The organism is Streptomyces sp. NPDC001292 (genome assembly GCF_042896465.1).
Classification (GTDB): domain Bacteria; phylum Actinomycetota; class Actinomycetes; order Streptomycetales; family Streptomycetaceae; genus Streptomyces.
Map to the genome: position 1 here is coordinate 38694 of NZ_JBIAXG010000036.1, position 25863 is coordinate 64556.

General features: G+C 72.4%; 18 protein-coding genes. 13 read left to right on the top strand and 5 right to left on the bottom strand.

The window, feature by feature from the left end:
* Positions 1–5: 5 nt before the first annotated feature.
* The 3 genes from ACFY4A_RS30770 to ACFY4A_RS30780 all read right to left on the bottom strand — a co-directional run bounded on the left by ACFY4A_RS30770 (position 6) and on the right by ACFY4A_RS30780 (position 2379).
* A complete protein-coding gene (locus ACFY4A_RS30770; protein WP_390832599.1) occupies positions 6–713 on the bottom strand; it encodes an ester cyclase in 708 nt (235 codons plus the stop codon).
* Between the two features lie 115 nt (positions 714–828).
* On the bottom strand, positions 829–1602 hold the full coding sequence (locus ACFY4A_RS30775; RefSeq protein ID WP_390832600.1) for an SDR family NAD(P)-dependent oxidoreductase: 774 nt from the start codon (positions 1600–1602) through the stop codon (positions 829–831).
* Positions 1603–1698: 96 nt separating this feature from the next.
* Entirely contained in the window at positions 1699–2379 is a 681-nt protein-coding gene (locus ACFY4A_RS30780; protein WP_390832601.1) for an MOSC domain-containing protein, read from the bottom strand.
* An 81-nt stretch (positions 2380–2460) separates the two neighbouring features.
* On the opposite strand from ACFY4A_RS30780, the gene ACFY4A_RS30785 reads away from it, so the two are divergent.
* Positions 2461–3357, top strand: a complete 897-nt coding sequence (locus ACFY4A_RS30785; RefSeq protein ID WP_390832602.1) for a LysR family transcriptional regulator — start codon at positions 2461–2463, stop codon at positions 3355–3357.
* Between the two features lie 94 nt (positions 3358–3451).
* On the opposite strand, the gene ACFY4A_RS30790 is transcribed toward ACFY4A_RS30785, so the two are convergent.
* Positions 3452–3781 (bottom strand): WhiB family transcriptional regulator, encoded by a 330-nt coding sequence (locus ACFY4A_RS30790; RefSeq protein WP_358733963.1) that lies wholly within the window; start codon positions 3779–3781, stop codon positions 3452–3454.
* Between the two features lie 381 nt (positions 3782–4162).
* On the opposite strand from ACFY4A_RS30790, the gene ACFY4A_RS30795 reads away from it, so the two are divergent.
* From ACFY4A_RS30795 to ACFY4A_RS30810, 4 genes are all read left to right on the top strand, one after another.
* On the top strand, positions 4163–4774 hold the full coding sequence (locus tag ACFY4A_RS30795) for a response regulator transcription factor (protein ID WP_003948568.1): 612 nt from the start codon (positions 4163–4165) through the stop codon (positions 4772–4774).
* A gap of 450 nt (positions 4775–5224) precedes the next feature.
* Complete coding sequence (locus ACFY4A_RS30800) at positions 5225–5812, top strand: sigma-70 family RNA polymerase sigma factor (RefSeq protein ID WP_100569800.1); 588 nt, start codon at positions 5225–5227, stop codon at positions 5810–5812.
* Positions 5813–5954: 142 nt separating this feature from the next.
* Positions 5955–7457, top strand: a complete 1503-nt coding sequence (gene guaB / locus ACFY4A_RS30805; protein WP_390832603.1) for an IMP dehydrogenase — start codon at positions 5955–5957, stop codon at positions 7455–7457.
* A 105-nt stretch (positions 7458–7562) separates the two neighbouring features.
* Positions 7563–8687 carry a GuaB3 family IMP dehydrogenase-related protein gene (locus tag ACFY4A_RS30810; protein WP_390832604.1) on the top strand — a complete coding sequence of 375 codons (1125 nt, stop codon included), beginning with the start codon at positions 7563–7565 and terminating at the stop codon, positions 8685–8687.
* Positions 8688–9248: 561 nt separating this feature from the next.
* Here the strand turns inward: ACFY4A_RS30810 and ACFY4A_RS30815 are convergent.
* Positions 9249–10457 (bottom strand): nucleotide sugar dehydrogenase, encoded by a 1209-nt coding sequence (locus ACFY4A_RS30815; protein WP_390832605.1) that lies wholly within the window; start codon positions 10455–10457, stop codon positions 9249–9251.
* Between the two features lie 300 nt (positions 10458–10757).
* Between ACFY4A_RS30815 and ACFY4A_RS30820 the strand changes: the two genes are divergently transcribed.
* The 8 genes from ACFY4A_RS30820 (at position 10758) to ACFY4A_RS30855 (ending at position 25714) form a co-directional block, all read left to right on the top strand.
* Positions 10758–12464 carry a glycerol-3-phosphate dehydrogenase/oxidase gene (locus ACFY4A_RS30820; protein ID WP_390832606.1) on the top strand — a complete coding sequence of 569 codons (1707 nt, stop codon included), beginning with the start codon at positions 10758–10760 and terminating at the stop codon, positions 12462–12464.
* A gap of 254 nt (positions 12465–12718) precedes the next feature.
* Positions 12719–14815 (top strand): serine/threonine-protein kinase, encoded by a 2097-nt coding sequence (locus ACFY4A_RS30825; protein WP_390832607.1) that lies wholly within the window; start codon positions 12719–12721, stop codon positions 14813–14815.
* A 177-nt stretch (positions 14816–14992) separates the two neighbouring features.
* Complete coding sequence (locus ACFY4A_RS30830) at positions 14993–17764, top strand: protein kinase (protein WP_390832608.1); 2772 nt, start codon at positions 14993–14995, stop codon at positions 17762–17764.
* A 162-nt stretch (positions 17765–17926) separates the two neighbouring features.
* Positions 17927–19558 carry a protein kinase gene (locus ACFY4A_RS30835; RefSeq protein ID WP_390832640.1) on the top strand — a complete coding sequence of 544 codons (1632 nt, stop codon included), beginning with the start codon at positions 17927–17929 and terminating at the stop codon, positions 19556–19558.
* Between the two features lie 144 nt (positions 19559–19702).
* Positions 19703–20323 (top strand): hypothetical protein, encoded by a 621-nt coding sequence (locus ACFY4A_RS30840; protein WP_390832609.1) that lies wholly within the window; start codon positions 19703–19705, stop codon positions 20321–20323.
* 69 nt (positions 20324–20392) lie between these two features.
* Complete coding sequence (locus ACFY4A_RS30845) at positions 20393–22081, top strand: serine/threonine-protein kinase (protein ID WP_390832610.1); 1689 nt, start codon at positions 20393–20395, stop codon at positions 22079–22081.
* Positions 22082–22205: 124 nt separating this feature from the next.
* Entirely contained in the window at positions 22206–23819 is a 1614-nt protein-coding gene (locus ACFY4A_RS30850; protein ID WP_390832611.1) for a succinic semialdehyde dehydrogenase, read from the top strand.
* Positions 23820–23905: 86 nt separating this feature from the next.
* Positions 23906–25714 carry a GMC oxidoreductase gene (locus ACFY4A_RS30855; protein WP_390832612.1) on the top strand — a complete coding sequence of 603 codons (1809 nt, stop codon included), beginning with the start codon at positions 23906–23908 and terminating at the stop codon, positions 25712–25714.
* The last annotated feature ends 149 nt before the right edge of the window (positions 25715–25863 follow it).

Below are 25863 nucleotides of genomic sequence, written 5' to 3' on the forward strand. Positions count from 1 at the left end.
CCTCGCTACCGCTCCAACTCGTCCAGCGCCCCCAGCTGTTGCAGCAGCCCCAGCTGGTCGTGCTGCCACCACACCTCGGCGACCTTGCCGTTGCCGCCGAAGTGGAAGACGGTCATGCCGGTCATGGTGACCCGCCTGCCGGTGGGCGCGATGCCGAGGAACTCGCCCTTGTGCGTGGCGGTCCAGGTCCAGCGGGCGCAGACCCGGTCGCCCTGCGCCATCAGGTCCTCGACCGCGAACGAGGCGTCGAAGGCGTCGCGCCACATGCGGAAGTCGCGGCGGATGGCGTCCAGACCGATGGTGACCTGGGGGTTGACGGGGTCGTGGCTGTGGCAGTCCTCGTCGATCAGGTCGTTGAGCGGCGGCAGCTCACCGGCGGTCGTCAGGGTGCCGTAGAAACGGCGCACGGCGGTCTCGCAGAGCTGCTCGTCCCGCACGACGTCCAGGTCCGTGAAGGTGGGCATCTCGTCGCAGAGGGCGACCAGGCCCCGGAAGATCTCGTCGGTCTCCGGCAGGTTCGAGCTCCGCATCGCCTCCTCGTACGACGGGAACTCCACCAACTCGACGACGTGGGCTTCGTCCGACCGGTCCTTGCCGACGACCGCGTGCGTCGCGGTCCGCCTGCCTCCGGTCTTCTCGACCCAGCTGTCCAGCAGCCGGTTCATCTCCTCGAACCGGCTCGTCCTGCAGTCGATGAGCTGTACGAAGGTCATGACGCGCCTCCGGTCCCCCGGCCTGGTCCGGCTCTCCGTCAAGGATGTCCGGGAAGGAAAAGGATGTCCGAGAAAACCATTTTCCCACTGGGGCGCCGTCGTCACCTCCGTGACGTCACTGCGGTCCGTACTTGCGGCCCGTCTTCGAGGTGATCCCGCCCAGCAGACCGCGCGGTGTCACCTTCACCAGGCCCATCAGCGCCTTGTACCGCGGGTCCGGGACGGACAGGGTCTTGCCGTGGGCCAGGTCCGTCAGCGCCGCCGCGACCAGCTTGTCCGCGTCCAGCCACATCCAGTTCGGGATGTTCTCCGTGCCCATGCCGGCCCGCTGGTGGAACTCGGTGCGCACGAAGCCGGGGCAGAGCGCCATCAGCCGTACGCCGCTGCCGGCCAGGTCGCGCGCGGCGCCCTGGGTGAACTGCACGACCCACGCCTTCGACGCGCCGTACGTGCCGCGCGGCACGAAGGCGGCCACCGAGGCCACGTTCACGACGCCGCCCCGGCCGCGCTCGCGCATCGCCGCGGTCGCCGCCGACGTCAGCCGCAGCACCGCCTCGACGTGCACCTTGAGCATCCTGAGCTCGTCGGCCATCGACACGTCCAGGTAACGGCCCTTGTTCCCGAAGCCCGCGTTGTTGACCAGCAGGTCCACGGGATCCTTGCGGTCGCCCAGCCGGGCGGCGACGGCCTCGATGCCCGCGTCCGTCGCCAGGTCGGCCGTCAGCACCTCCGCCTCGATGCCGTGCCGGTCGTGCAGTTCGGTGGCCTGCTCCGTCAGGCGCGCGGTGTCGCGCGCCACCAGCACCAGGTTGTGCCCGTCGGCCGCCAGCCGCCGCGCGAAGGCGGCGCCGATGCCCGCGGTCGATCCCGTAATCAGAGCCGTTGTCATGCCGAAAGATTAGTGGTCCGAAACGCGTTGTCCCGATCTCTGCACAGGGCCTACCGATCGGTGATGCCCACGTGTCGGCGGGACGATGACGGCCGGTCAGCCCTCGTTCTCTCGCGCGTACTTCCGGGCCGCCGCCAGCGTCTCCGGGTGCAGCGCCGTACCCGCCGCGAGCAGCCGGGGCAGCAGCGGGCGCTCGGTCGTCATGGCCCGGAACTCCAGGCCCACGGTCACGTCGTGGTCCGGGCGGTGCACGATCTGGACGGGGTCGCCCGCCCGGATCCCACCGGCTTCGAGCACCCGCAGATACGCGCCCGGCGCCGCCCTGCGCGTGAACCGCTTCACCCACCCCTTCTCACCCAGATGGCCCTGGAAGGTCCGGCAGGGAATCCTTCCGCTGGTGACCTCCAGGAGCACCGAAGGGCCGAGCGGCGAGCCGATGCGCCAGCGCTCGCCGATCCGCGCGCCGGTGATGTCCAGGCCGAGCGTGGTGAGGTTCTCGCCGAAGGCGCCGTTGGCCAGGGTCCGGCCCAGCTCGCGCTCCCATTCGTCGAGGTCCTCGCGCGCCACCGCGTACACCGCCTGGTCGTCGCCGCCGTGGTGCCGCGTGTCGCACACCGCGTCCCCGGCCAGCCCGCTCGCGCCGACCCCCTTCGGACCCGGCGCCGACACCTTGACCGGCCCGTCCACCGGCCGCTTGCCGATGCCGGTCACACCTTCCGGCTGGTCGGTGTAGGGCACGGCCTCGGGGCGGCCCAGGTTCACTGACAGAAGCTTCATGCGGGCACGGTAGGCGAGCGGTGGTCAAAGTGTCGACGCGATAATCCGCCACCCGCCCAAGTTTCGCTTATGCTCGACGGTGTGATCGAGGCTCGTCATCTCCGTGTGCTGCGTGCCGTCGCCACCACCGGTTCCTTCTCCGCGGCGGGGCGCGAACTGGGCTGCACCCAGCCGGCCGTCAGCCAGCAGATGAAGGCCCTCGAGGCGGCTGTCGGCACCCCGCTGCTGATCCGGGCCGGCCGCGAGATGCGCCTGACCCAGGCCGGCGAGGCGCTCGTCCGGCACGCCACCGGCATCCTCGCCGGGCTCACCGCCGCAGAGGAGGAGATCGCCGCCATCGCCGGGCTGCGAGCCGGGCGGGTACGGCTCGTCTCCTTCCCCAGCGGAAGTTCCACGCTCGTGCCCACCGCGCTCGCCGCGCTGCGCGCCGCGCACCCCGGCACCCGGGTGTCCCTGGAGGAGGCCGAGCCGCCGAGGTCCGTCGAACTGCTGCGCCAGGGCGACTGCGACGTGGCACTCGCCTTCCGCTACGAGGGGGCCGCGGGCGCCGGGGAATGGGAGGACCTGGTCGTACGGCCGCTGCTGACCGACCGGCTCGTGGGGCTGGTGCCCGAGCGGCACCGGCTGGCCCGCGCGGGGTCCGTCGCCATCGGCGAACTCGCGGGCGATCCGTGGATCGCGGGCTGCCCGCGATGCCGCGGCCAGCTGGTCCAGGTGTGCGAGGGCGCCGGCTTCACGCCCCGTATCGACTTCGCCACCGACGACTACCCGGCGGTGGTCGGCCTGGTGGGTGCGGGACTCGGGGTCGCGGTCCTGCCCCAGCTGGCGGTCGAGTCGGTACGGCCCAGGGGCGCGCGCACCGTGGAACTGGAACCGGCGGTGCGGCGGGAGATCGTCGCCCTCACCCTGCCCGACCTGGCACAGGTACCGGCGGTGGCGGCGACGCTGGAGGAGCTGGTTCGGGCCGGGGCCCGCTGACACAAGCTGGCACAAGGGGATCGGATATCGCGAGGGCACGCGTGGCGCGTGCCCTGCTGCGGCTCAACGCGAGCGGATAAGAAAAAACGTTCCTTCAGTTGTCCGAGGCGGTGTCCCCGCTGGTCGACGACGCCGACACCAGCCGGTTCCGTGCCCGCCCCATGAGCTCTTCGCGCTCGTCCTCGGTCAGGCCTCCCCACACTCCGTACGGCTCGCGCACCGCCAGGGCGTGTGCCGCGCACTCCGCACGGACCGGGCACCTCATGCAGACCTCCTTGGCCGAGTTCTCTCGAGCGCTCCGAGCCGCCCCGCGCTCGCCTTCGGGATGGAAGAAGAGCGAGCTGTCGACCCCGCGGCAGGCAGCCAGCAACTGCCAGTCCCACAGGTCCGCGTTTGGTCCGGGAAGGCGGGAGAAATCTGCCATTACGTGACCCCTTGTAGCCGTTCGTGGCGGATACGGTGCCAACGACCGTACATCTCCGATCTAAGGAGATGAAAATATGACTCATTGCGAATCTAGCCCTAGACACCTAGAAACGGGAACAAAAGGGGCTAAATGGGGCATAGCTTGTGATGAAAAGTTGAGGGTCTGACGTTCATGTCTGCTCTGTGTCCGTTCCCTCACGTAGAGTGCCGAAGACGGCGTACAGCCCCGTAACTCTTTCGAGTGACCGTCGTTGAGAGTGCGGAGGCGGTTGAGAACACAAGCGCTCGGGCGGGCGTCCGAGACGGTCGACCGCACAGGTGACGATTCCGTACCAGCCTGGAGGCTCAAGGTGACGCGCATCAGCTGCGGAGGACGGCCATGACATCCGTCCTCGTCTGCGACGACTCCCCGCTTGCCCGAGAGGCGCTGCGCCGCGCGGTAGCGACCGTGCCCGGCGTCGAGCGTGTGACGACGGCGGCCAACGGCGAGGAAGTCCTCCGCCGCTGGGGCGCCGACCGCTCCGACCTCATTCTCATGGACGTGCGCATGCCCGGACTGGGCGGCGTCGAGACCGTCCGGCGGCTGCTGTCCGCGGACCCCGGCGCGCGCATCATCATGCTCACGGTCGCCGAGGACCTCGACGGCGTGGCGCTCGCCGTGGCCGCCGGCGCCCGTGGGTACCTGCACAAGGACGCCTCCCGCGCGGAGCTGCGGGCCACGGTGACACAGGCCCTCGCCGACCCCACCTGGCGGCTCGCTCCGCGTCGGCTGCGCTCGGCCGAGATGGGCGCCGCGCCCACGCTCACCGCGCGGGAGATCCAGGTCCTGGAGGGCATGAGCCACGGCCGCTCCAACGCGGAGATCGGCCGCGAGCTGTTCCTCTCCGAGGACACCGTCAAGACCCACGCCCGCCGGCTGTTCAAGAAGCTCGGCGCCTCGGACCGCGCGCACGCGGTGGCTCTCGGTTTCCGCTGGGGCCTGGTCCGCTAGGACCCGTGCGGATCCCGGTCGGGCCGTCCCGAACCGGCGTACCGGAACGCGACGCCACCCCCACGCACGGCAACGGGCGTGGGGGCGTCCGGTCGGCCGGTCGCGCGGCCGTGTCGCTCTCACCTCTCCGCGCCGGGTCCGCTCCCCGGTCCCGGGCGCTCGTGAGACGGCGGGCGGCCGTCGCGGCCCTGTGAGAACGTGGGCCCGGACCGCGCGTGACGTGCCATACCGCATCGCGGACGCCGGTGGCAAAGCGCCCCGCCGGGCGCCCGCTGCTCGTTTCGCCGCGGATGACGCATCCTTGAGGGTGTGGAGTTCCTCGCGGACGAGTTGGTCGAGCGGAAGGGGAGGGCGCAGGGGATGAGCTTCGGCGCACCTGCTCATAACGCTTCGGTGCACAACCACGAAGGCGGTGCCACGGAACGGGCGACGTCAAGGCACCATGGACCGATGCGCGACGACCAGGCGGCACTTGCCCAAGGGGCGATCGGTGCGCTCGTCCACCGCGCCGTCGACGGCGACGAGCAGGCCACACACGATCTGCTCGCCCGCGTCCATCCGCTGGCACTGCGCTACTGCCGCACCCGGCTGTCCCGGCTCCCGGGCGACGCCCGGCACTTCGTCGAGGACCTCGCCCAGGAGGTCTGTGTCGCGGTCCTGCTGGCCCTGCCGCGTTACAAGGACACCGGCCGTCCCTTCGAGGCCTTCGTCTTCGCCATCGCCGCCCACAAGGTCGCCGACCTCCAGCGCGCCGCCATGCGGCACCCGGGCTCGACGGCCGTGCCCTCGGACGAGATGCCCGAGCGCCCGGACGACTCCCTCGGCCCGGAGGAGCGTGCCCTGCTCAGCAGCGACGCCGAGTGGGCCAAGAAGCTGCTGGCCAGCCTCCCGGAGAACCAGCGCGAACTGCTGCTGTTGCGCATCGCGGTGGGGTTGACCGCGGAGGAAACGGGACAGATGTTGGGAATGTCACCCGGGGCCGTCCGGGTGGCCCAGCACAGGGCGCTGAGCAGGTTGAGGGCCCTCGCCGAACAGTGACCGGGCTGCCGCCGGACCGGCGGTGCGCCGGTTCCGTAGGAAGAGACGAAGCCCGGGACGATCTCCCATCGTGGAATGAGACGCCTCCGCTTCCCGTTAGCATGGACATCCGCACCGATCAAGGCCATTTGGGGAAGGTGTCATGACTGCCAACGTCGACGGAGTGCCCGAGAAATTCGCGACACTCGGGCTGACCTACGACGACGTGCTGCTCCTGCCGGGCGCATCCGAGGTGCTCCCCAACGCGGTCGACACTTCGTCCCGTATCTCCCGCAACGTCCGGGTCAACATCCCGCTGCTCTCGGCGGCGATGGACAAGGTGACCGAGTCCCGCATGGCGATCGCGATGGCCCGGCTGGGCGGCGTCGGCGTGCTGCACCGCAACCTCTCGGTCGAGGACCAGGTCAACCAGGTCGACCTGGTCAAGCGGTCCGAGTCCGGCATGGTCACCGATCCCATCACGGTGCACCCGGAGGCGACGCTCGCCGAGGCGGACGCCCTGTGCGCCAAGTTCCGCATCAGTGGCGTCCCCGTCACCGACCCCGCCGGGAGGCTGCTCGGCATCGTCACCAACCGTGACATGGCCTTCGAGACCGACCGCAGCCGCCAGGTGCGCGATGTCATGACGCCCATGCCGCTGGTCACCGGCAAGGTCGGCATCTCCGGCGTCGACGCCATGCAGCTGCTGCGCAAGCACAAGATCGAGAAGCTGCCGCTGGTCGACGACGAGGGCATCCTCAAGGGCCTGATCACCGTCAAGGACTTCGTCAAGGCGGAGCAGTACCCGAACGCGGCCAAGGACTCCGAGGGCCGGCTGCTCGTCGGTGCCGCGGTGGGCGCCAGCCCCGAGGCCCTGGAGCGCGCCCAGGCGCTCGCCGAGGCTGGAGCGGACTTCCTGGTCGTCGACACCTCGCACGGCCACAACAGCAACGCGCTGAGCTGGATGTCGAAGATCAAGTCGAGTGTGTCCATCGACGTGATCGGTGGCAACGTCGCCACGCGCGACGGCGCGCAGGCCCTGATCGACGCCGGTGTCGACGGCATCAAGGTGGGGGTGGGCCCCGGTTCGATCTGCACCACGCGCGTGGTCGCCGGCATCGGCGTCCCGCAGGTCACCGCCATCTACGAGGCCTCCCTCGCCGCCCGCCCGGCGGGCGTCCCGCTGATCGGCGACGGCGGCTTGCAGTACTCCGGCGACATCGGCAAGGCGCTGGCCGCCGGCGCCGACACGGTCATGCTGGGCAGCCTGCTCGCGGGCTGCGAGGAGTCGCCCGGCGAGCTGCTCTTCATCAACGGCAAGCAGTTCAAGTCGTACCGGGGCATGGGCTCGCTCGGCGCCATGCAGTCCCGCGGCCAGGCGAAGTCGTACTCGAAGGACCGCTACTTCCAGGCCGAGGTCGCCTCCGACGACAAGCTCGTGCCCGAGGGCGTCGAGGGCCAGGTGCCCTACCGCGGCCCGCTGGCCAACGTCCTGCACCAGCTCGTCGGCGGTCTTCGCCAGACCATGGGCTATGTGGGCGCGGCCACCATCGAGGAGATGGAGTCCAAGGGCCGCTTCGTCCGGATCACCTCGGCGGGCCTGAAGGAGAGCCACCCGCACGACATCCAGATGACGGTCGAGGCGCCGAACTACAGCAGTAAGTAGGCGGCATGCCGTGAAGGGCGGCCCCGGAAGCCTCCGGGGCCGCCCTTGGCATGGGTGTCGGCGATACTGGAAGACGCTGCAACGCATCAGGGAAAGGCCACAGACGTGACTGAGATCGAGATCGGGCGCGGCAAGCGCGGCCGCCGGGCGTACGCCTTCGACGACATCGCCGTCGTCCCCAGCCGCCGTACGCGGGACCCGAAGGAGGTCTCCATCGCCTGGCAGATCGACGCCTACCGGTTCGAGCTGCCCTTCCTGGCCGCTCCCATGGACTCGGTCGTCTCCCCGGCCACGGCCATCCGCATCGGCGAGCTGGGCGGCCTGGGCGTGCTCAACCTCGAGGGCCTGTGGACGCGGTACGAGGACCCGCAGCCGCTGCTCGACGAGATCGCCGAGCTGCCCGCCGGGGCCGCGACCCGCCGCCTCCAGGAGATCTACGCCGCTCCCATCAAGGAGGAGCTGATCGGCGCGCGGATCAAGCAGGTGCGCGACTCGGGCGTGGTCACCGCCGCCGCGCTCTCCCCGCAGCGCACCGCCCAGTTCTCCAAGGCCGTCGTGGACGCGGGCGTGGACATCTTCGTCATCCGCGGTACGACGGTCTCCGCGGAGCACGTGTCGTCCTCGCACGAGCCGCTGAACCTCAAGCAGTTCATCTACGAGCTCGACGTCCCGGTGATCGTCGGCGGCTGCGCCACGTACACCGCGGCCCTGCACCTGATGCGCACCGGCGCGGCCGGCGTCCTGGTCGGCTTCGGCGGCGGCGCCGCGCACACCACGCGCAACGTGCTCGGCATCCAGGTCCCGATGGCCACCGCGGTCGCCGACGTGGCCGCCGCCCGCCGCGACTACATGGACGAGTCCGGCGGCCGGTACGTGCACGTGATCGCGGACGGCGGCGTCGGCTGGTCCGGCGACCTGCCCAAGGCGATCGCCTGCGGCGCCGACTCCGTGATGATGGGCTCCCCGCTGGCCCGCGCCACCGACGCGCCCGGCAAGGGCCACCACTGGGGCATGGAGGCCGTCAACGAGGAGCTGCCGCGCGGCCAGAAGGTCGACCTCGGCACGGTCGGCACCATCGAGGAGGTCCTCACCGGGCCCTCGCACACCCCCGACGGCTCCATGAACTTCTTCGGCGCCCTGCGCCGCGCCATGGCCACGACCGGCTACAGCGAGCTCAAGGAGTTCCAGCGGGTCGAGGTCACGGTGGCGGACTCGCAGCACAAGCGGTAACCACACCGCGTCCACGGCCCACGAAGGGGCCCGGTCACCCGCCCACGCGGGCGACCGGGCCCCTTTGCACGTGCCGGGCGTCCGCGCAGGTGGGGGCGCGTATTGCGAGACGGGGGCGCACCGTCCTTCGGGGCGAATACGCGGGGAACAGGAGTGTCGGACCAGTAATGTCCGTGACCGGCGACCCGGTTCTCCGGAGCGCCCCCTTCCAAGGACACGGTCCGGACCCCGCCCTCGGGGCCCAGCCCGATTCCGACGGGCCGCCTTACCGGGCCAATGGGCGGCATCGCGGAAGGGGGCGCGCCCATGGGCCGTCACCGCAAGCCCACCCGCTGGGACCGCTTCCGGCTTCGGCTGGTGAAGTTCCGGAGGAGGTGGATCTTGCGGATTCACGGCCGCTGAGCGGCCACCCCTACAGAGAATAGGGGTGGACACTCCGCTTGGCGGTCAGGAGCCTGCCGCAGCGGCCACTGCGGTGGACTCCACCAGTTTCGTACGGTACCGGCGGAGGGCACCGCTCGCCACCAGCCGCGGGGGCTGAAGCATCCCTGCGCGCCCCTTTCACAACCGGTGCGCCGCCCCCGTGGGCGCGGCCCCCCGTGTGTCCAGCAGCAGCTGGGCCTTCACCGACAGGCCCTGGAGGTCGTACGTGCGGTGCTGCTGGAGCAGGATCGTCAGGTCGGCGTCGGCCACCGCCTCGTACAGGCAGTCCGCGCGGGGCACGGGCCGGTCACGGACGCTCCACGCGGGCACGTACGGGTCGTGGTAGCTGACCGAGGCGCCGAGGCCCGTCAGCCGGACGGCGATCTCCTCGGCGGGCGTGCCCTGGAGGTCGGCGAGGTCGGCCTTGTACGTGACGCCGAGCAGCAGGACCCGGGCGCCCCGGGCCGACTTGCCGTGCTCGTTCAGCAGGGCGGCGGCGCGCTGGACGACGTAGCGCGGCATGCGGCCGTTGACCTGCTCGGCGAGTTCCACCATGCGCAGCCCGCAGCCCGCGTGCCCGGCAAGGTCCTGCGGGAGGCCGTGGCCGCCGATGCCGGGGCCGGGGCGGAAGGCCTGGAAGCCGTACGGCTTGGTCTCCGCGCAGCGCACGACGTCCCACAGGTCGACGCCCAGGTCGTGGCAGAGCACGGCCATCTCGTTGACGAGGGCGATGTTGACGTGCCGGTAGTTGGTCTCCAGGAGCTGGACCGTCTCCGCCTCCCTCAGTCCCCGTGCGCGCACCACCTTGTCGGTCAGCCGCCCGTAGAAGGCCGCGGCCGACTCGGTGCAGGCCGGGGTGAGGCCGCCGATCACCTTGGGCGTGTTGGCCGGGGTGACCTCGCGGTTGCCGGGGTCCACGCGGCTGGGCGAGTAGGCGAGGTGGAAGTCGCGGCCCGCCCGCAGCCCCGAGCCCTTCTCCAGCAGCGGGCGCAGGAACTCCTCCGTCGTCCCCGGGTGCGCGGGCGACTCCAGGATCACGGTGGTGTGCGGGCGCATCTGCCCGGCGAGCGCGCGGGCGGCGGCCTCCACCTGGCTCAGGTCGAGCCCGCCGTCCGCGCCCCGCGGGGTCGGCGCGCAGATCACCGCGGTGCGCACCCGGCCGAGTTCGGCGGGGTTGGTGGCCGGCCGGAAGCCCCCCGAGAGCATCCGGCGCAGTTCGGCGGGTCTGAGGGAGCCGGACTCGTTCCCGGTGCGGTACCCGAGGGTGGGGATGCCGGCGGAGACGGCGGCCTGGGCCAGGGGCAGGCCGAGCGGGCCGAGTCCGATGACGGCGAGATCTGCGGGCATGGCGTGGGCCGTCCTTCCCAATAACCGAGGCGTGGCAGGCACGCAAGTCCTGTGGACAGGACGAGCGAGCGCAATGTCAGACTAGGAGTAAATATGACCGTTATGTGGGATTGACCAGCGTGTTTCTCGGTACGCCCGCGGAGTTGTCCACAGGCTGGGGGCGACTGGTGGCTGAAGGCGGGCAACCCGGTCAGAATTTGGGCATGGGGAGGAGGCGGGGGGACACGCTAGAGGCATGGGGGATGGGAACGGGCTTCGCCCGACGGGTGCGGCCGGCGCGACCGACAGCGGGAGGCAGCGGTGAGGACAGCGACACTGGGGCCGGCGCAGCGCGCCGAGGCACTGGCGGGAATGGCCGAGCGGGAGCTGGACATCCTGGTCGTGGGCGGAGGCGTGGTCGGCGCCGGCACCGCCCTGGACGCCGTCACCCGCGGTCTGGCCACCGGCATGGTGGAGGCGCGTGACTGGGCGTCGGGCACGTCGAGCCGGTCCAGCAAGCTGATACACGGCGGACTGCGCTATCTGGAGATGCTCGACTTCGCGCTGGTCCGGGAGGCGCTGAAGGAGCGCGGCCTGCTGCTCGAACGCCTCGCCCCCCACCTGGTCCGCCCGGTGCCGTTCCTCTACCCGCTCCAGCACCAGGGCTGGGAGCGCCTCTACGCCGGGTCCGGCGTCGCCCTGTACGACGCCATGTCGATGGCCCGCGGTCACGGCCGGGGCCTGCCGCTGCACCGCCACCTGACCCGCCGTCACGCCCTGCGGGTCGCTCCGTGCCTGCGCAAGGACGCCCTGGTCGGCGCCCTTCAGTACTACGACGCCCAGATGGACGACGCCCGCTTCGTGGCCACCCTGGTGCGCACGGCGGTGTCGTACGGCGCGAAGGCCGCCAACCGCGCCCGGGTCACCGGATTCCTGCGCGAGGGCGAGCGGGTGGTCGGCGCGCGGGTACGGGACGTGGAGGGCGGCGGCGAGTACGAGATCCGCGCCAAGCAGATCGTCAACGCCACCGGGGTGTGGACCGACGACACCCAGGCGATGGTGGGGGAGCGCGGTCAGTTCCACGTCCGGGCATCCAAGGGCATCCACCTCGTCGTGCCCAAGGACCGCATCAACTCCACCACCGGGCTGATCCTGCGCACCGAGAAGTCCGTGCTCTTCGTGATCCCCTGGGGCCGGCACTGGATCGTCGGTACCACCGACACCGACTGGGACCTCGACAAGGCCCACCCGGCCGCCTCCAGCGCCGACATCGACTACCTGCTGGAGCACGTCAACTCGGTGCTCGCGGTGCCGCTCGGCCGTGACGACGTGCAGGGCGTGTACGCCGGCCTGAGGCCGCTGCTGGCCGGCGAGTCCGACGCCACCAGCAAGCTGTCGCGCGAGCACACCGTGGCCCATCCGGTGCCCGGCCTCGTCGTGGTCGCCGGCGGCAAATACACGACCTACCGGGTGATGGCAAAGGACGCCGTCGACGAGGCGGTGCGCGGCCTCGACATGCGCGTCGCCGACTGCGTCACCGAGGAGATCCCGCTGTTCGGCGCCGAGGGCTACCCGGCCCTGTGGAACGCGCGGGCGCGCATCGCAGCCGAGACCGGCCTCCATGTGGTGCGCGTGGAGCACCTGTTGAGGAGGTTCGGGTCGGCGGCGCGGGAGGTGCTCGCCCTGGTCGCCGAGGACCCGACCCTGGGCGCTCCCCTCAAGGCCGCCGACGACTATCTGCGCGCCGAGATCGTCTACGCCGCCTCCCACGAGGGAGCCCGGCACCTGGACGACGTGCTGACCCGGCGTACGCGCATATCCATCGAGACCTTCGACCGGGGCACGCGCAGCGCCCGGGAGGCCGCCGAGCTGATGGCGCCGGTGCTGGGCTGGGACAAGGACCAGCTCGAGCGCGAGGTCGAGCACTACGAGAAGCGGGTGGAGGCCGAGCGGGAGTCGCAGCGCCAGCCCGACGACCTGACGGCCGACGCGGCCCGGCTGGGAGCACCGGACATCGTGCCGTTGTGAACCCGCCGGGGCCCGGCCCACCGCCCCGCACGAGACGCACGACACCTGCCGCGGGCGTCCGGCGCAGATTATGGCCGGAATGGTCCGAAGGGTCGGCATCCATGGCTTCCTTGTCGTCACGGCCCGTCATTCCCGGTAGTAACACGGGCGTTCGGCCCTCCCCCCGGGGTGTCCTCAGGGGGCCCTGGGCGTCGCGTGCTTGTCGGGTGAGAGACAATGGAGGCTCTGTCAGGGCGGGTTGCATGAGGGGACGCATGTCGGACGCGGAGCGGGCGGGAACATCCCGCCAGGACACTCGTCAGGACTCTCTGCAGGACAGGAGCGAGCGTCTCCTCGCCGGACGCTACCGGCTGGGGGACGTGCTCGGCCGCGGCGGCATGGGCACGGTGTGGCGGGCCGAGGACGAGACCCTGGGCCGGACCGTCGCCGTCAAGGAGCTGCGGTTCCCGTCGAACATCGACGAGGACGAGAAGCGGCGGCTGATCACGCGCACGCTGCGCGAGGCCAAGGCGATCGCGCGCATTCGCGACACGAGCGCGGTGACCGTCTTCGACGTGGTCGACGAGGACGACCGCCCGTGGATCGTCATGGAGCTCGTCGAGGGCAAGTCCCTCGCCGAAGTCATCCGCGAGGACGGGCTGCTGGAGCCGCGTCGGGCGGCCGAGGTCGGCCTCGCGGTCCTCGACGTGCTGCGCTCCGCGCACAGCCAGGGCATCCTGCACCGCGACGTGAAGCCGTCCAACGTGCTCATCGCCGACGACGGCCGGGTCGTCCTCACCGACTTCGGCATCGCGCAGGTCGAGGGCGACCCGTCCATCACCTCCACCGGCATGCTCGTCGGCGCACCCTCCTACATCTCCCCGGAGCGGGCCCGCGGGCACAAGCCGGGCCCTGCGGCCGACCTGTGGTCGCTCGGCGGCCTGCTGTACGCGGCGGTGGAGGGCACGCCGCCGTACGACAAGGGCTCGGCGATCGCCACCCTGACCGCGGTGATGACCGAACCGCTGGAGGAGCCCAGGAACGCCGGCCCGCTCAAGGACGTCATCCACGGCCTGCTCAACAAGGACCCGGTCGAGCGGCTCGACGACGCGGGTGCCCGGACCATGCTCAACGCCGTCATCAACGCGCCCGAGCCGAAGGACGCCGAGCCGGAGCCGCCCGCGGACGCCACCAAGGTCGTCCCGCTGCCCGCGCAGCCGGACAGGCGTTCCCGCAAAGGTGGTTCGGCGGGTTCCGGTTCCGGCTCCGGTTCGGGTTCCGGGGGCAGGCGGGGAGAGGAGGCGGGCGAGCGGCTGCGCGGGGCGCTGCGCTCGGTGCGCAAGGCCGCCGTGGCGGGGGCGAACCCCTCGGCGGCAGCCGGGGCCCAGGCCGCTTCGGCGTCCGGCGGCACGGGTTCGGCGGGCTCCGGCTCCGAGACCGGGGCCGCCGCGGAGTCGGCGGAGGCCCGGACGCGGACCGCGTCCGCCTCGGGAAGCGGTGCCGGTGGCGCGCAGGCGGGGCGGCCCAGTTCGGGGTGGCCCGTGATGACCCCGCCGGACCTGGACCTGCCGCCGCGGCCGGCGCCCAGGGCGTCGCTCACCGACGTGGTGCCGCGGCGGACGCTGGTGATCGCCGCGGTGGTCGTGGTGCTCGCCGTGATCGGCACCGTGCTGGCCTTCACGCTCGGCGGTGACGACAAGAACGCGTCCGGCCGCACGGCCGCCACCGCCGGTTCGTCCGCGGGCGGCTCCACCAGGAAGGGCGCGAGCGGCGAGGCCTCCACGGGCCAGGACCGGGCCGGCTCCGCGACGGAGGCCGACGGCTCCGGCGGCACGCCGGCCCGGGACGCCGACGCCGGGACGTCGGGTGAGGACTCCGGTTCCGGTTCTGGTTCCGAGGCCCGCTCCGGCGGGGACAGGTCCGGGGACGACGACGGCGCCGCCGTGGCGTCGACGTACAAGGGCGCTCAGGGCTTCTCCATCGGGCTGCCCGAGGGCTGGAAGTACGCGAGCACCGACTCCGCGGGGGTCCGCTTCACCGGCCCGGACGGGCAGCGGCTGCTCGTCGCCTGGACGTCCACGCCCAAGGGCGACCCGGTGACCGACTGGGCCAACCAGGAGAAGTACATGGTGCGCTCCCAGTACAAGCGAGTGCGCATAGAGAAGGTGGACTACCGCGACTGGAACACCGCCGACTGGGAGTTCACCTACGTCGACGGCGGGACCAAGTACCGCACCATAGACCGCGGGTTCGTGGTGAACGACCACCTCGGGCACGCGCTGATGTACAGCGCGAAGGCCGCGACGTGGGACAGCGACCTGCGCAAGAGCAGCTGGAAGACGCTGACGGGGACCTTCCAGCCGAAGAAGTAGTGAGCGGACCGGTCCCGCCGTCCGTCTCCGGGGTTGCCGGGTCGGGCGTGCGAGATCCGGCATCCCGTCATTGCGGGTTGCCTCCGGCACGTATCGTGAGTGGTTGCGGACCGTAAGCATCGGGAACGGGACGCGTGGCGAACGGAATTGACCGACCGTGCGGCCGGGGGAGGCAACGTGGACGACTATTCGGGCCGGGTTCTCGCCGACCGCTACCGCCTGCCGCTGCCTCCGTCCGACGAGTACGAACTGACCGAGACCAGGGCCTTCGACACCTACAGCGGGCAGGAAGTCCTGCTCCGGCAGGTGCCGTTGCCCGAAGTGGTCGAGGCGGAGGTGCTCGACGCGGACGGGCTGCCCGACGGTTTCACCGCGCGCGACGGAGCCTCCTGGCGGGGGACGGCCCGTACCGGGCGTACGGCGGGCGAGGCCCGTGGCGCGCGTACGGCGTCGCGGCGGCCCGCCGATCCGGCGGTGCGGCGGGCGGTGGAGGCCGCGCAGGCCTCGGCGCGGATCCCCGACCACCCTCGGCTCGACCAGGTCTTCGACGTGTTCGCGGAGGGCGGCTCGCTGTGGGTCGTCAGCGAACTGGTCGCCGCGCGGCCGCTGGCCGCACTGCTCGCCGAGAAGCCGCTGACGCCGTACCGGGCGGCCGAGGTCGCCTCCGACATCCTCACGGCGCTGCGCGTGCTGCACGCCCACGGCTGGGTGCACCGCAACATCACCGCCCGCACGGTCCTCGTCTGCGACGACGGCCGCGTGATGCTGACCGGCCTCGCGGTCGGCGCGGCGGAGGAGGCCCTGTGCGGGTACGACCCGGTCCCGCTCGAGGGCACCGGGGGCGAGGACGATCCGGACGGCGCGTCCGGCACGCCGGGTGGTTCCACGGGCCGCCTCGGCGGCACGGCCGGTGCGACGGACTTCGGCGGATTCACGGAGGCCACGGGCGGCTTCGGTGGCTTCGGGGGCGGCGCGGGTGGCTTCGAGGGTGGCAGGGGCACCCCGCCGGCGGATCCCGAGGCCGCGCGGCGGGCCGCGATCGAGGCGCGGGCGGCCGGGCCGCTGCCGGGCCCGGACGCGGGGCCCGGCGGCCCGAGCACGCCCGCGCGGCCGACGACTCAGACCGGCGGGGACATCAGGGCGGCGCGGGCCGGGGCGATCGCCGCGTACCGCGCCGGCGCGCGGGCGGCCGCCCGCGCGCAGGAGGCACAGCAGGGCGCCCGCGCCGAACTGCCCGGCGCCCGCACGCCCGTCGAGGGCGAGCCCCGAGCCGCCGGAACCGCCACCCCTCCGGGCCGGATCGCCGACCCCTACGGCGTCCAGGCCCCCACCGGCAACGGCATCACCTCCCAGCCCGGAGCGAGCACACCCCTCCCACCCGCGCCCACCGACCACCCCACCCGCGACAACCCCGGCCCGTACACGGCTCGCACCACAGGGCCCGGAGCCACGCCCACCCTCGGCCCCGGAACCACCCCCGGCTCGACACTCGCTCCCGGCACCGCCGGCGCGGGCCCCGGCAGCCCGGCCGCCGGTCACGGCACCCCGGGTGGAAGCCGCGGCACCCCGGGAGCCGGGTACGTGGTGCCCGCGCAAGGGCGGGGTGAGCTTGGCGCGGGGGCGGTGGAGGATGCCCGGGGCGTGCCGGCCCGTTGGGGTGATCTCGTCGCCGGCGGCCCCGCGCGGCGGGGGCCCGCCACCGCGCTGGCCGCCGAGCGGGCGCGGCAGGCGCGGATGGCCGTGGTGGGGCCGGTGACCGAGCGATGGGCGCCGGAGCAGGCCGGGCCCGTGCACGAGAACTGGCAGCTGGCCGCACCCATCGGTCCGGCGACCGACCTGTGGGCGCTGGGCGCACTGCTCTTCAGGGCCGTGCAGGGACACGCGCCGTACCCGGAGGAGTCGACCGCCGAGCTGGTGCAGATGGTGTGCGCCGAGCCGCCCGCGTACGCGGAGGAGTGCGGACCGCTGCGGCCGGTCGTGGAGTCGCTGCTGCGTCAGGACCCCACCGACCGCCTCGACTTCGAGGAGCTGCGCGGCTGGCTGCGCTCGCTGGTGCGCTCCGCGCCCGAGCCGGAGGCCGGCGCGCACGTCATCGCCGCCCCGCCCGCCGATCCCAGCCGGCTGCCCGTCGTGCGGCGCCGCGGCGAGCTGGTGCGCAGGCGGCGCGCCGGGCTGCCCGCCCCGCACGGACGGCACAAGCGGCAGACGGGTTCGCCGCGGCGTCTGGGGCGCACGTTGCTCCTGCTGGTCCTGCTCCTGCTGGCCGGCGCCATCGCCTACGCGATGCTGTTCATGCCGAAGGCCGACCGCGACGGCGCGGCGGGCGGTGACCGCACCGGAACCGCCGGCGAGGCGAGCCCCGCTCCGACACGCTCGGGCGGCGACGGGGGGAGCGGCGCCCCGCAGCCCGGCCAGACCTCGAACGCGACGGACAACAGCCCCTCGAAGACGGCCGGTTCGGCCGAGGCCGAGGCGCAGACGACCGCGCCGGACGTCGCCGACGGCTTCACGGTGCGCAAGGACCCCGCCGGTTTCCAGGTCGCCGTCGCCAAGGGCTGGGACCGTACGCCCGGGAACAGCCAGGGCCAAGTGATCTACTCCCAGAGCGCGTTCGAGCTGATTGTGGTGCCTGGACGGGACACCGCGGCCGAGTTCGGCAGCGACCCGATGGCGTACCAGCGGGAGAAGGAGCGCGAGTTGCAGGCCTACCGCGACTCCAGCTGGGCCACCTCCTCGGGGCTGCGGACCACCCAGGTCGGCGGACGGGTCATGGCCGAGGGGCAGTTCACTTGGACGGACGCCAGCGGGCGGCAGCTGTTCGTGCGCAACCTGGCCACGCTGATCGACGGCGAGTACCACGTGGTGCAGGTAAGGGGCCCCGAGGCCCAGCGGGACCGGGTGACCACGTTGTACGAGCAGGCTTCGGCGACGTACCGGTACACCGGCTGAACCGCCGGAACCGCAGGAACCGCCTGAACCGCAGGAACCGCAGACTCCCCGGGGAGCGACAACCGTCACAGTGAGGCCTTCTTGGAACCCCGCCGGTTCACAGCCGGGGGGCCGGTCCCTACCCTGAGCCTGTCAAGACCACTGCGGGGAAACGTGAATCAGATGCAGGGCCTGCTCCTCGCGGGCCGCTACAGGCTCGCCGACGCCATCGGCAGCGGCGGCATGGGCCGGGTGTGGCGCGCGCACGACGAGGTGCTGCACCGGGCCGTCGCCATCAAGGAGTTGACCGCCGCGCTCTACGTCGCCGAGGGCGACCAGGAGGTCCTGCTGGCGCGCACCCGGGCGGAGGCACGCGCGGCGGCGCGGATCAACCACTCCGCCGTCGTGACCGTGCACGACGTACTGGAGCACGACGGCCGCCCGTGGATCGTGATGGAGCTGGTCGAGGGCCGCTCGCTGGCGGACGCGCTCAAGGAGCGGGACCGCATGGACCCGGCGGAGGCCGCCCGGATCGGCCTGTGGGTGCTGCGCGCCCTGCGCGCCGCGCACGCCGCCGGGGTGCTGCACCGCGACGTCAAGCCCGGCAACGTGCTGCTCGGCGAGGACGGCTGCGTCCTGCTGACCGACTTCGGCATAGCCCAGATAGAGGGCGACACCACCATCACCCGGACCGGAGAGGTCGTCGGCTCGGTCGACTACCTCGCCCCCGAGCGCGTCCGCGGCCACGACCCGGGCCCGTCCTCGGACCTGTGGGCGCTGGGCGCCACGCTCTACACGGCGGTGGAGGGCCTGTCGCCGTTCCGCCGCACCTCGCCACTGAGCACCATGCAGGCGGTCGTCGACGAGGAGCCCCGCGAGCCGCGGCACGCCGGCCCGCTCGCCCCGGTCATCACCGCCCTGCTGCGCAAGGACCCGGCCGAACGGCCGCAGGCGGAGCAGACCGAGCAGATGCTCGCCGAGGCGGCCGAGGGCCGCAGACCGAGCAGCGCGCAGGTGTACGTGCCCACGCAGGCGGCCGGTCTCCACCCGGAGCCCGCCGCGCAGCCCGCCGCGGGGTCCTGGCCGCCGGCCACGAACCCGTACCCGGTGCCGCCGGCGGTCGCCGGACCCACGGGGCAGCACCTCCCTGCACCGGCCCCGGCCCCGGTGCCCAGGCGCCGCCTGCGCACCCTGATTCTGGTCGTGGCCCTCGCGGCGCTCGTCGGCGGCGGCACCGCCGTGATGCTGCAGAAGTGGGACCAGGGCCGGCGGCAGGATTCCGGCACCTCCCAGTCGCCCCCGCCGGACCCCACGCCCTCCCGGTCCGCCGACGCCGCGGGCGGCCTCCCGGCCGGCTGGGTGCGCGTGCACGACCCCTACGGCTTCAGCATCGCCGTGCCTGACAAGAGCTGGCAGCGGCAGGAGTTCGACGAGGCGACCCACCAGGTCGACTACACCCCCGATGGCGGCAAGCACTTCATACGGGTCGCCGTGGACGACACGCCGGACTTCTCCACCGCCCACGAGCACCAACTCGACCTGGAAGAGCAACTCCAGCGCCTGGTCGACTACCGGCGGGTGAGTCTGGAGCCCAATACCTACCGCGACCGCCCGGGCGCCCTGTGGGAGTACAGCTGGACGGCCCTGGCCAAGGACACGCCGTTCCCCGGTCCGCGTCACGCCATCGAGGAGACGTACTTCTCCCGCGGGGGTGTCGAGTACGCGATCTACATGTCCTCGCCGGAGGAGGACTGGGCGCGGACGCGGCAGCAGTTCCAGACCGTGCTGCAGAGCTGGCAGCCGACGGCCGGCTGAGCCCGGCCGGGCCGCATCGTTGGCCGGTCGACGTCCCGTGGGCGGCTGTCCGATGCGGCATGATGGGGCGTATGGGGATCGGGGGGACGACTTCCGTGTCATCGCGGGCCGTTACCGCCTGGAGACGAGGCTCGGACGCGGGTGATGCGGGGGCGGCGGCAACGACGGTGGTACGCCGAGGAGTTCGGCCCCGCACGCGTCCGCGGGCATCTGGGCCGGCACCGCCTCCCGGTCGACCACGCCACCGCCCAACTCGCCCCCCGTCCCGGTCTCCACGGTCACCGTCACCCGGCCCGCCCCGCGCCGCCTCCCGACGGCGGCGCCACCGTTCCCTCGGGCCACCACCTGGTGCACGACCCGGCCGGCTTCTCCGTCGCCGTACCGGACGGCTTCACCCGCGAGCCGCAGGGCGAGCGGATCTTCTACATGTTGCCCGGGGAGGCCTGCCGCCTCGGTCAAGGTCACCGAACCGGGAAGCGGAGGCCCGCTCGCGGTGATGCGCCGCGCCGACCCCGCGGACCGGGCACCAACCCCGGCCACCACGACGGCCGGGTCACCGCCACAGCCCACCGCGGACACCCGGCCGCCCTGAGGGATTTCACCTGGGACGGCTTCAGCGCGGCGGAGGGCCCGCGGCACACCTACGACCCGTGCTGGGAGCAGGACGGGCGGATGTACGACGTGTGGGTGTCGGCACCGGTCGGCAGGGTGTGCGAGGCCAAGGAGCACTTCGATGTCGCGGTCGGCGGTTTCCACGCACGGTAGGTCACGGGTCGGTGACCGGATACGTCCCCTGGTGGAGTCGGCGGAGGCGGTCGCGATATGGATGGACCCATGAGCAACCACGGGGGAGCCCAGCACGGGGCCGACGATCCGACGACTTTCGCCCTGCAACCGCCGGACCCGCAGGCGCGGGTGCCCCACCCGCACAACCCGTACGCCGCGCCCGCACCGGGCGGCGGGGGCGCGCAGCCGCAGGGCACGGCTCCCGCGCAGCCGCAGGGCACGGCTCCCGCGCAGCCGCAGGACCCCGGCGCCGGTCGGCTGATCGGCGGGCGCTACCGGCTGCTCGCCAAGCTCGGGCACGGCGGCATGGGGACCGTGTGGCGGGCCAAGGACGAGACGGTCGACCGCGAGGTCGCCGTCAAGGAGCCCCGCGTCCCCGACCACCTTCCCGAACGGGAACGTGCCAACGCCTTCGAGCGCATGCGCCGCGAGGCCCGCGCCGCCGCCCGGCTCGACCACCCCGCGGTCGTCAACGTCCACGACGTGGCCGTCGTCGACGGGCAGCCGTGGATCGTGATGGAGCTGGTGCAGGGCCGCTCGCTCGGCGCCGCGCTTGAGGAGGGCACCCTGGGCGCCCGCGAGGCGGCCCGGATCGGCCGGGAGGTGCTCGGCGCGCTCGAGGCCGCGCACGCCGCGGGCATCCTGCACCGGGACGTCAAGCCGGACAACATCCTGCTCGGCCGGCACGACCGGATCGTCCTCACCGACTTCGGTATCGCCCAGATCGAGGGCGAGACCAACCTGACCGACACCGGCGGCTTCGTCGGCTCACCCGAGTACATCGCGCCGGAACGGGTGCTGGGGCAGCGCCCCGGCCCGGCCTCCGACCTGTGGTCGCTCGGCGTGGTCCTGTACACGGCCACGGAGGGCGTCTCCCCGTTCCGCCGCAGCAACACCCCGGCCACCCTCCAGTCGGTCCTCAACGCAACGCCCGCCCCGCCGGCCGCCGCGCAGGGCCCGCTCGCCGAGGCCATCACCGGCCTGCTGCGCAAGGACCCGGCGCACCGGCCGCCCGCCGCCCGGGTCCGCGCCCTGCTGGAGGCGGCCGCCGCGCCGCCCGCCCCGGCACCCACGCGGGTGGTGCGGTACGCCGAGGGCGAGCCCGGCGGGTCGCGCGGCCTCCGGCTCGGGCGCGGGGCGTGGCTCGGGCTCGGAGCGGCGGTCGTCGCGGCCGCGGTGACGGCGTACGTCCTGATCGCCCGTCCGTTCGCAGGTCCGCTGCCCGAGGGCTGGGCGACCCACCACGAGAAGGACGTCGCCGCGACGATCGCCGTGCCGAAGGACTACCAGAGGCAGGTGCCGGACCGGAAGAACGACAAGAAGCACTGGGTGACCTACAGCGACTGGAGCGGCGGCATCACGGTCGGGCTGCGCCTGCTGAAGAAGTCCGAGGAACCGGAACGTTCCATCAAGGACTCCGCGGCCGCCCAGATGTACGACGAGAACGGCACCTACAAGCAGTCCGGCAGCTACGAACTCGGCATGCCCGAGAACCCGACGACCCACCCGAAGGAGTCGACGTACCACGGCAGGAAGGCCGCCGAGAACACGATCGTCTACACCACCGACGACAGCACGCACCCGATGCCGCGCGAGCTGCGGATGTTCTATTACACGACCTCCGAGGGCGACCTGTACAAGCTCACCGTCGGCTACCCGGGCAAGGGCGACTTCACCGAACGCGGGCGTGAGGTGGCGCGCGCGGCAATCGCCAACCTGGACCTCGACCGCCTGTGACAACGCCCTGATCAGCGCATTCGTTGCCAGTGATCACTGGCGTGCTGTGAGCACTCGGTGAAACCCGTGAATCCCTATTACTGACGGGTACACAAAACTGCCCGACCGGCATACCCTGCGCGTCATGACGGACGCGCAGGCCCCGGCGAAGACCGGCACCAATCCCCAGGCCCCCGCCCCCGCGGGGGCCCGCACCGCCGCCGACGTGGTGACCCCCGAGCTGGTCGCCGGGCTCACCAAGGGCGTCGCCGGATCCGGCCGGACCGCCAACCACACGCCGTTCACCGGCGACAAGCTCGCCGACCTGCCCGAGTCCACCCCCGAGGACGTGGCCCGCGCCTACGAACGGGCCCGCGCCGCACAGGCGGTGTGGGCGCGGGTCCCGGTACGGCAGCGCGCGGCCGTCCTGCTCCGCTTCCACGATCTGGTGCTCGCCCGCCAGGCCGAGGTGCTGGACCTGATCCAGCTGGAGACCGGCAAGGCCCGCCTGCACGCGCACGAGGAGGTGCAGGCCGTCGCCGTCGCCGCCCGGCACTACGGCCGCCGCGCCGCCGCCTATCTGAAGCCCAAGCGGCACACGGGCGCCATCCCCACTCTCACGCGCGTCACCGAACTGCGCCACCCGCGTGGGGTGGTGGGCCAGATCGCTCCGTGGAACTACCCCCTGGAGCTGTCCGTCGGCGACGCGTTGCCCGCCTTCGTCGCGGGCAACGCGGTGGTGATGAAGCCCGACACCGAGACCTGCCTGACCGCGCTGTGGGCCCGCGATCTGCTCATCGAGGCCGGGCTGCCCGCCGAGGTGTTCCAGGTCGTCATCGGCGACGGCCCGGTCGTCGGCCCCGAGGTCGTCCGGCACGCCGACTACGTCTCCTTCACCGGCTCCACCCGCACCGGACGCGAGGTCGCCCAGAGCGCCGCCGCCCGACTGGTCGGCGTCTCCCTCGAACTCGGCGGCAAGAACGCCATGTTGGTGCTCAGGGACGCCGACATCGAGAAGGCGGCGGCCGGAGCGGTCCGTGCCTGCTTCTCCTCGGCCGGCCAACTGTGCATCTCCATCGAGCGGTTGTATGTCCACGAGGCGGTCGCGGACGCGTTCCTCGAACGGTTCGCGGCCCGTACGCGGGCGATGCGGCTCGGCACGTGCCTGGCCTACGGCGCCGACATGGGCTCGCTGGTCGGCGAACGGCAACTGGCGACCGTCACCCGGCATGTGGAGGAGGCCGTCGCCAAGGGCGCCACGGTGGTGGCCGGGGGCGTCGCCCGCCCGGACATCGGCCCCTACTTCTTCGAGCCCACCATCCTCGACGGCGTCGAGGCCCAGATGGCCGTGTGCACGGAGGAGACCTTCGGCCCGGTCGTCTCCGTCTACCGCTTCACGAGCGACGACGAGGCGATCGAACGCGCCAACTCCACGCCGTACGGCCTGAACTCGTCCGTCTGGACGAAGGACGCCCGCCGTGGCCGCGAGGTCGCCGCGCGGCTGCGTACCGGCACGGTCAACATCAACGAGGGCTACGCCCCCGCCTACGGAAGCGTCCAGTCGCCGATGGGCGGCATGAAGGACTCGGGCCTCGGCCGCCGGCACGGCTCCGAGGGCATCCTCAAGTACACCGAGGCCCAGACCCTGGCCCACCAGCGGCTGCTGCCCATGGCCCCGTCGCTCGGCATGGACGACGAGGGGTACGCGGCGTTCATGAGCCGCAGCCTCAGGGTCATGAAGGCGCTGAGGTTCCGCTAGGGCCCGTCCTCACCTTCCCGCCTGCGTGCGACGCCCGGCACGACCGGCCACCGACGAACCGCAGCCCACACCCGACGAGGAGAGACGTGCCGCAGGAGACTTCCGCTCAGCCGCCGGCAGGCGACGTGTACGACTACGACGTCATCGTCGTGGGGTCGGGGTTCGGCGGATCGGTCTCCGCGCTCCGCCTGACCGAGAAGGGCTACCGCGTCGGCGTCCTGGAGGCAGGCCGCCGCTTCACCCGCGAGACCCTGCCGAAGAACTCCTGGGACCTGAAGAACTACCTGTGGGCCCCGAAGCTCGGCATGTACGGGATCCAGCGCATCCACCTGCTCGGCAACGTCATGGTGCTGGCGGGCGCGGGCGTCGGCGGCGGCTCCCTGAACTACGCCAACACCCTCTACATACCGCCGAAACCCTTCTTCGACGACCCTCAGTGGCGGGACATCACCGACTGGCAGGACGAGTTGAAGCCGTACTACGACCAGGCGCGGCGCATGCTCGGCGTGCGGCTCAACCCGACGATGACCCCCTCCGACGTCCATCTGAAGGCCGCCGCGCAGCGGATGGGCGTCGGCGACACCTTCCACATGGCACCGGTCGGGGTGTTCTTCGGCGACGGTGAGGACGCCGACGGCACAACGAGGGCGAAGGCGGGCGAGCGGGTCGCGGACCCCTACTTCGGCGGGGCCGGACCGGACCGCAAGGCCTGCACCGAGTGCGGCGAGTGCATGACGGGCTGCCGGCACGGCGCCAAGAACACCCTGAACGAGAACTACCTGTACCTCGCCGAGAAGGCGGGCGCGGTGGTCCACCCCATGACGACGGTCGTGTCCGTCACGGACGACTCACGCGGCGGCTACGCGGTCGCCACGCTCCCCACCGACAACAAGAAGAGGGGCGCGGGCCGCCTGTTCACCGCACGCAGGGTGGTCCTGGCGGCCGGCACCTACGGCACCCAGACGCTGCTGCACCGTATGAGGGAGAGCGGCCGGTTGCCCCATCTCTCGCCCCGGCTGGGCGAGCTGACCCGCACCAACTCCGAGGCGCTGGTGGGCGCCCAGACCGACGACCGGCGCTACCGGAAGGCGACCGGAAAGCCGAAGGCGGACTTCACCCGCGGAGTCGCCATCACGTCCTCCGTCCACCCCGACGAGGACACCCACATCGAGCCGGTCCGCTACGGCAAGGGTTCCAACTCGATGGGCGGCCTGTCGATCCTCCAGGTCCCGTACGCCGAGGGCTCGTCCAGGGTGGCGGCCTGGCTGGCCAACGCCGCCCGCCACCCCCTGCTCGTCCTGCGCTCCCTGTCCAACCGCCGCTGGTCGGAGCGGACCATCATCGGCCTGGTGATGCAGTCCCTGGACAACTCCCTGACCACGTACCTGAAACCGGGCGGCGTGGGCAAGGGGCTGCTCACGGCCCGCCAGGGGCACGGCACGCCCAACCCCAAGCAGATAAGGGCCGCCACGGAGGGCGCCACCGCGCTCGCCGCCGAGATCAACGGCTTCGCCGGGTCCAATGTGGGCGAGCTGATGGGTACTCCGCTCACCGCGCACTTCCTCGGCGGCTGCCCGATCGGCGCCTCGCACGAGACCGGCGTCATCGACCCGTACCACCGCCTCTACGGCCACCCCGGCATCTCGGTCGTCGACGGCGCCGCGGTCTCGGCGAACCTGGGGGTGAATCCGTCCCTGACCATCACCGCCCAGGCCGAGCGGGCGATGTCGTACTGGCCCAACAAGGGGGAGGCCGACCCGCGCCCGCCGCAGGGAGCGGCCTACGAGCGTCTGCGGCCGGTGGAGCCACGGCATCCGGCGGTCCCGGCGGACGCCTTCGGTGCTCTGCGGCTGCCGTTCCTGGGGATCCCTTCGGTGCCGCCGAAGAAGTCCTGAGGAAGATGCGCGGGAAAGAGGAAAGGGAGAGGACCTGCACCCCCCTCCTGGCACAGGTCCTCCTCCGTCTGCTGATGTGACACGGGGGAACTGTGAAAGGTTGCGCCCCGGGCGGCAGGATTCCTGTGTGCCCTGCGTCACATTCCCAG

Bases quoted from the DNA above. Each gene is read 5' to 3' on its own strand.
- ACFY4A_RS30850 (WP_390832611.1), top strand. From the start codon at position 22,206: ATGACGGACGCGCAGGCCCCGGCGAAGACCGGCACCAATCCCCAGGCC.
- ACFY4A_RS30780 (WP_390832601.1), bottom strand. From the start codon at position 2,379: ATGAAGCTTCTGTCAGTGAACCTGGGCCGCCCCGAGGCCGTGCCCTAC.
- ACFY4A_RS30825 (WP_390832607.1), top strand. From the start codon at position 12,719: ATGTCGGACGCGGAGCGGGCGGGAACATCCCGCCAGGACACTCGTCAG.
- ACFY4A_RS30770 (WP_390832599.1), bottom strand. From the start codon at position 713: ATGACCTTCGTACAGCTCATCGACTGCAGGACGAGCCGGTTCGAGGAG.
- ACFY4A_RS30845 (WP_390832610.1), top strand. From the start codon at position 20,393: ATGAGCAACCACGGGGGAGCCCAGCACGGGGCCGACGATCCGACGACT.
- ACFY4A_RS30840 (WP_390832609.1), top strand. From the start codon at position 19,703: ATGCGGGGGCGGCGGCAACGACGGTGGTACGCCGAGGAGTTCGGCCCC.
- ACFY4A_RS30835 (WP_390832640.1), top strand. From the start codon at position 17,927: ATGCAGGGCCTGCTCCTCGCGGGCCGCTACAGGCTCGCCGACGCCATC.
- ACFY4A_RS30775 (WP_390832600.1), bottom strand. From the start codon at position 1,602: ATGACAACGGCTCTGATTACGGGATCGACCGCGGGCATCGGCGCCGCC.
- ACFY4A_RS30815 (WP_390832605.1), bottom strand. From the start codon at position 10,457: ATGCCCGCAGATCTCGCCGTCATCGGACTCGGCCCGCTCGGCCTGCCC.
- ACFY4A_RS30795 (WP_003948568.1), top strand. From the start codon at position 4,163: ATGACATCCGTCCTCGTCTGCGACGACTCCCCGCTTGCCCGAGAGGCG.
- ACFY4A_RS30800 (WP_100569800.1), top strand. From the start codon at position 5,225: ATGCGCGACGACCAGGCGGCACTTGCCCAAGGGGCGATCGGTGCGCTC.
- ACFY4A_RS30790 (WP_358733963.1), bottom strand. From the start codon at position 3,781: ATGGCAGATTTCTCCCGCCTTCCCGGACCAAACGCGGACCTGTGGGAC.
- guaB (WP_390832603.1), top strand. From the start codon at position 5,955: ATGACTGCCAACGTCGACGGAGTGCCCGAGAAATTCGCGACACTCGGG.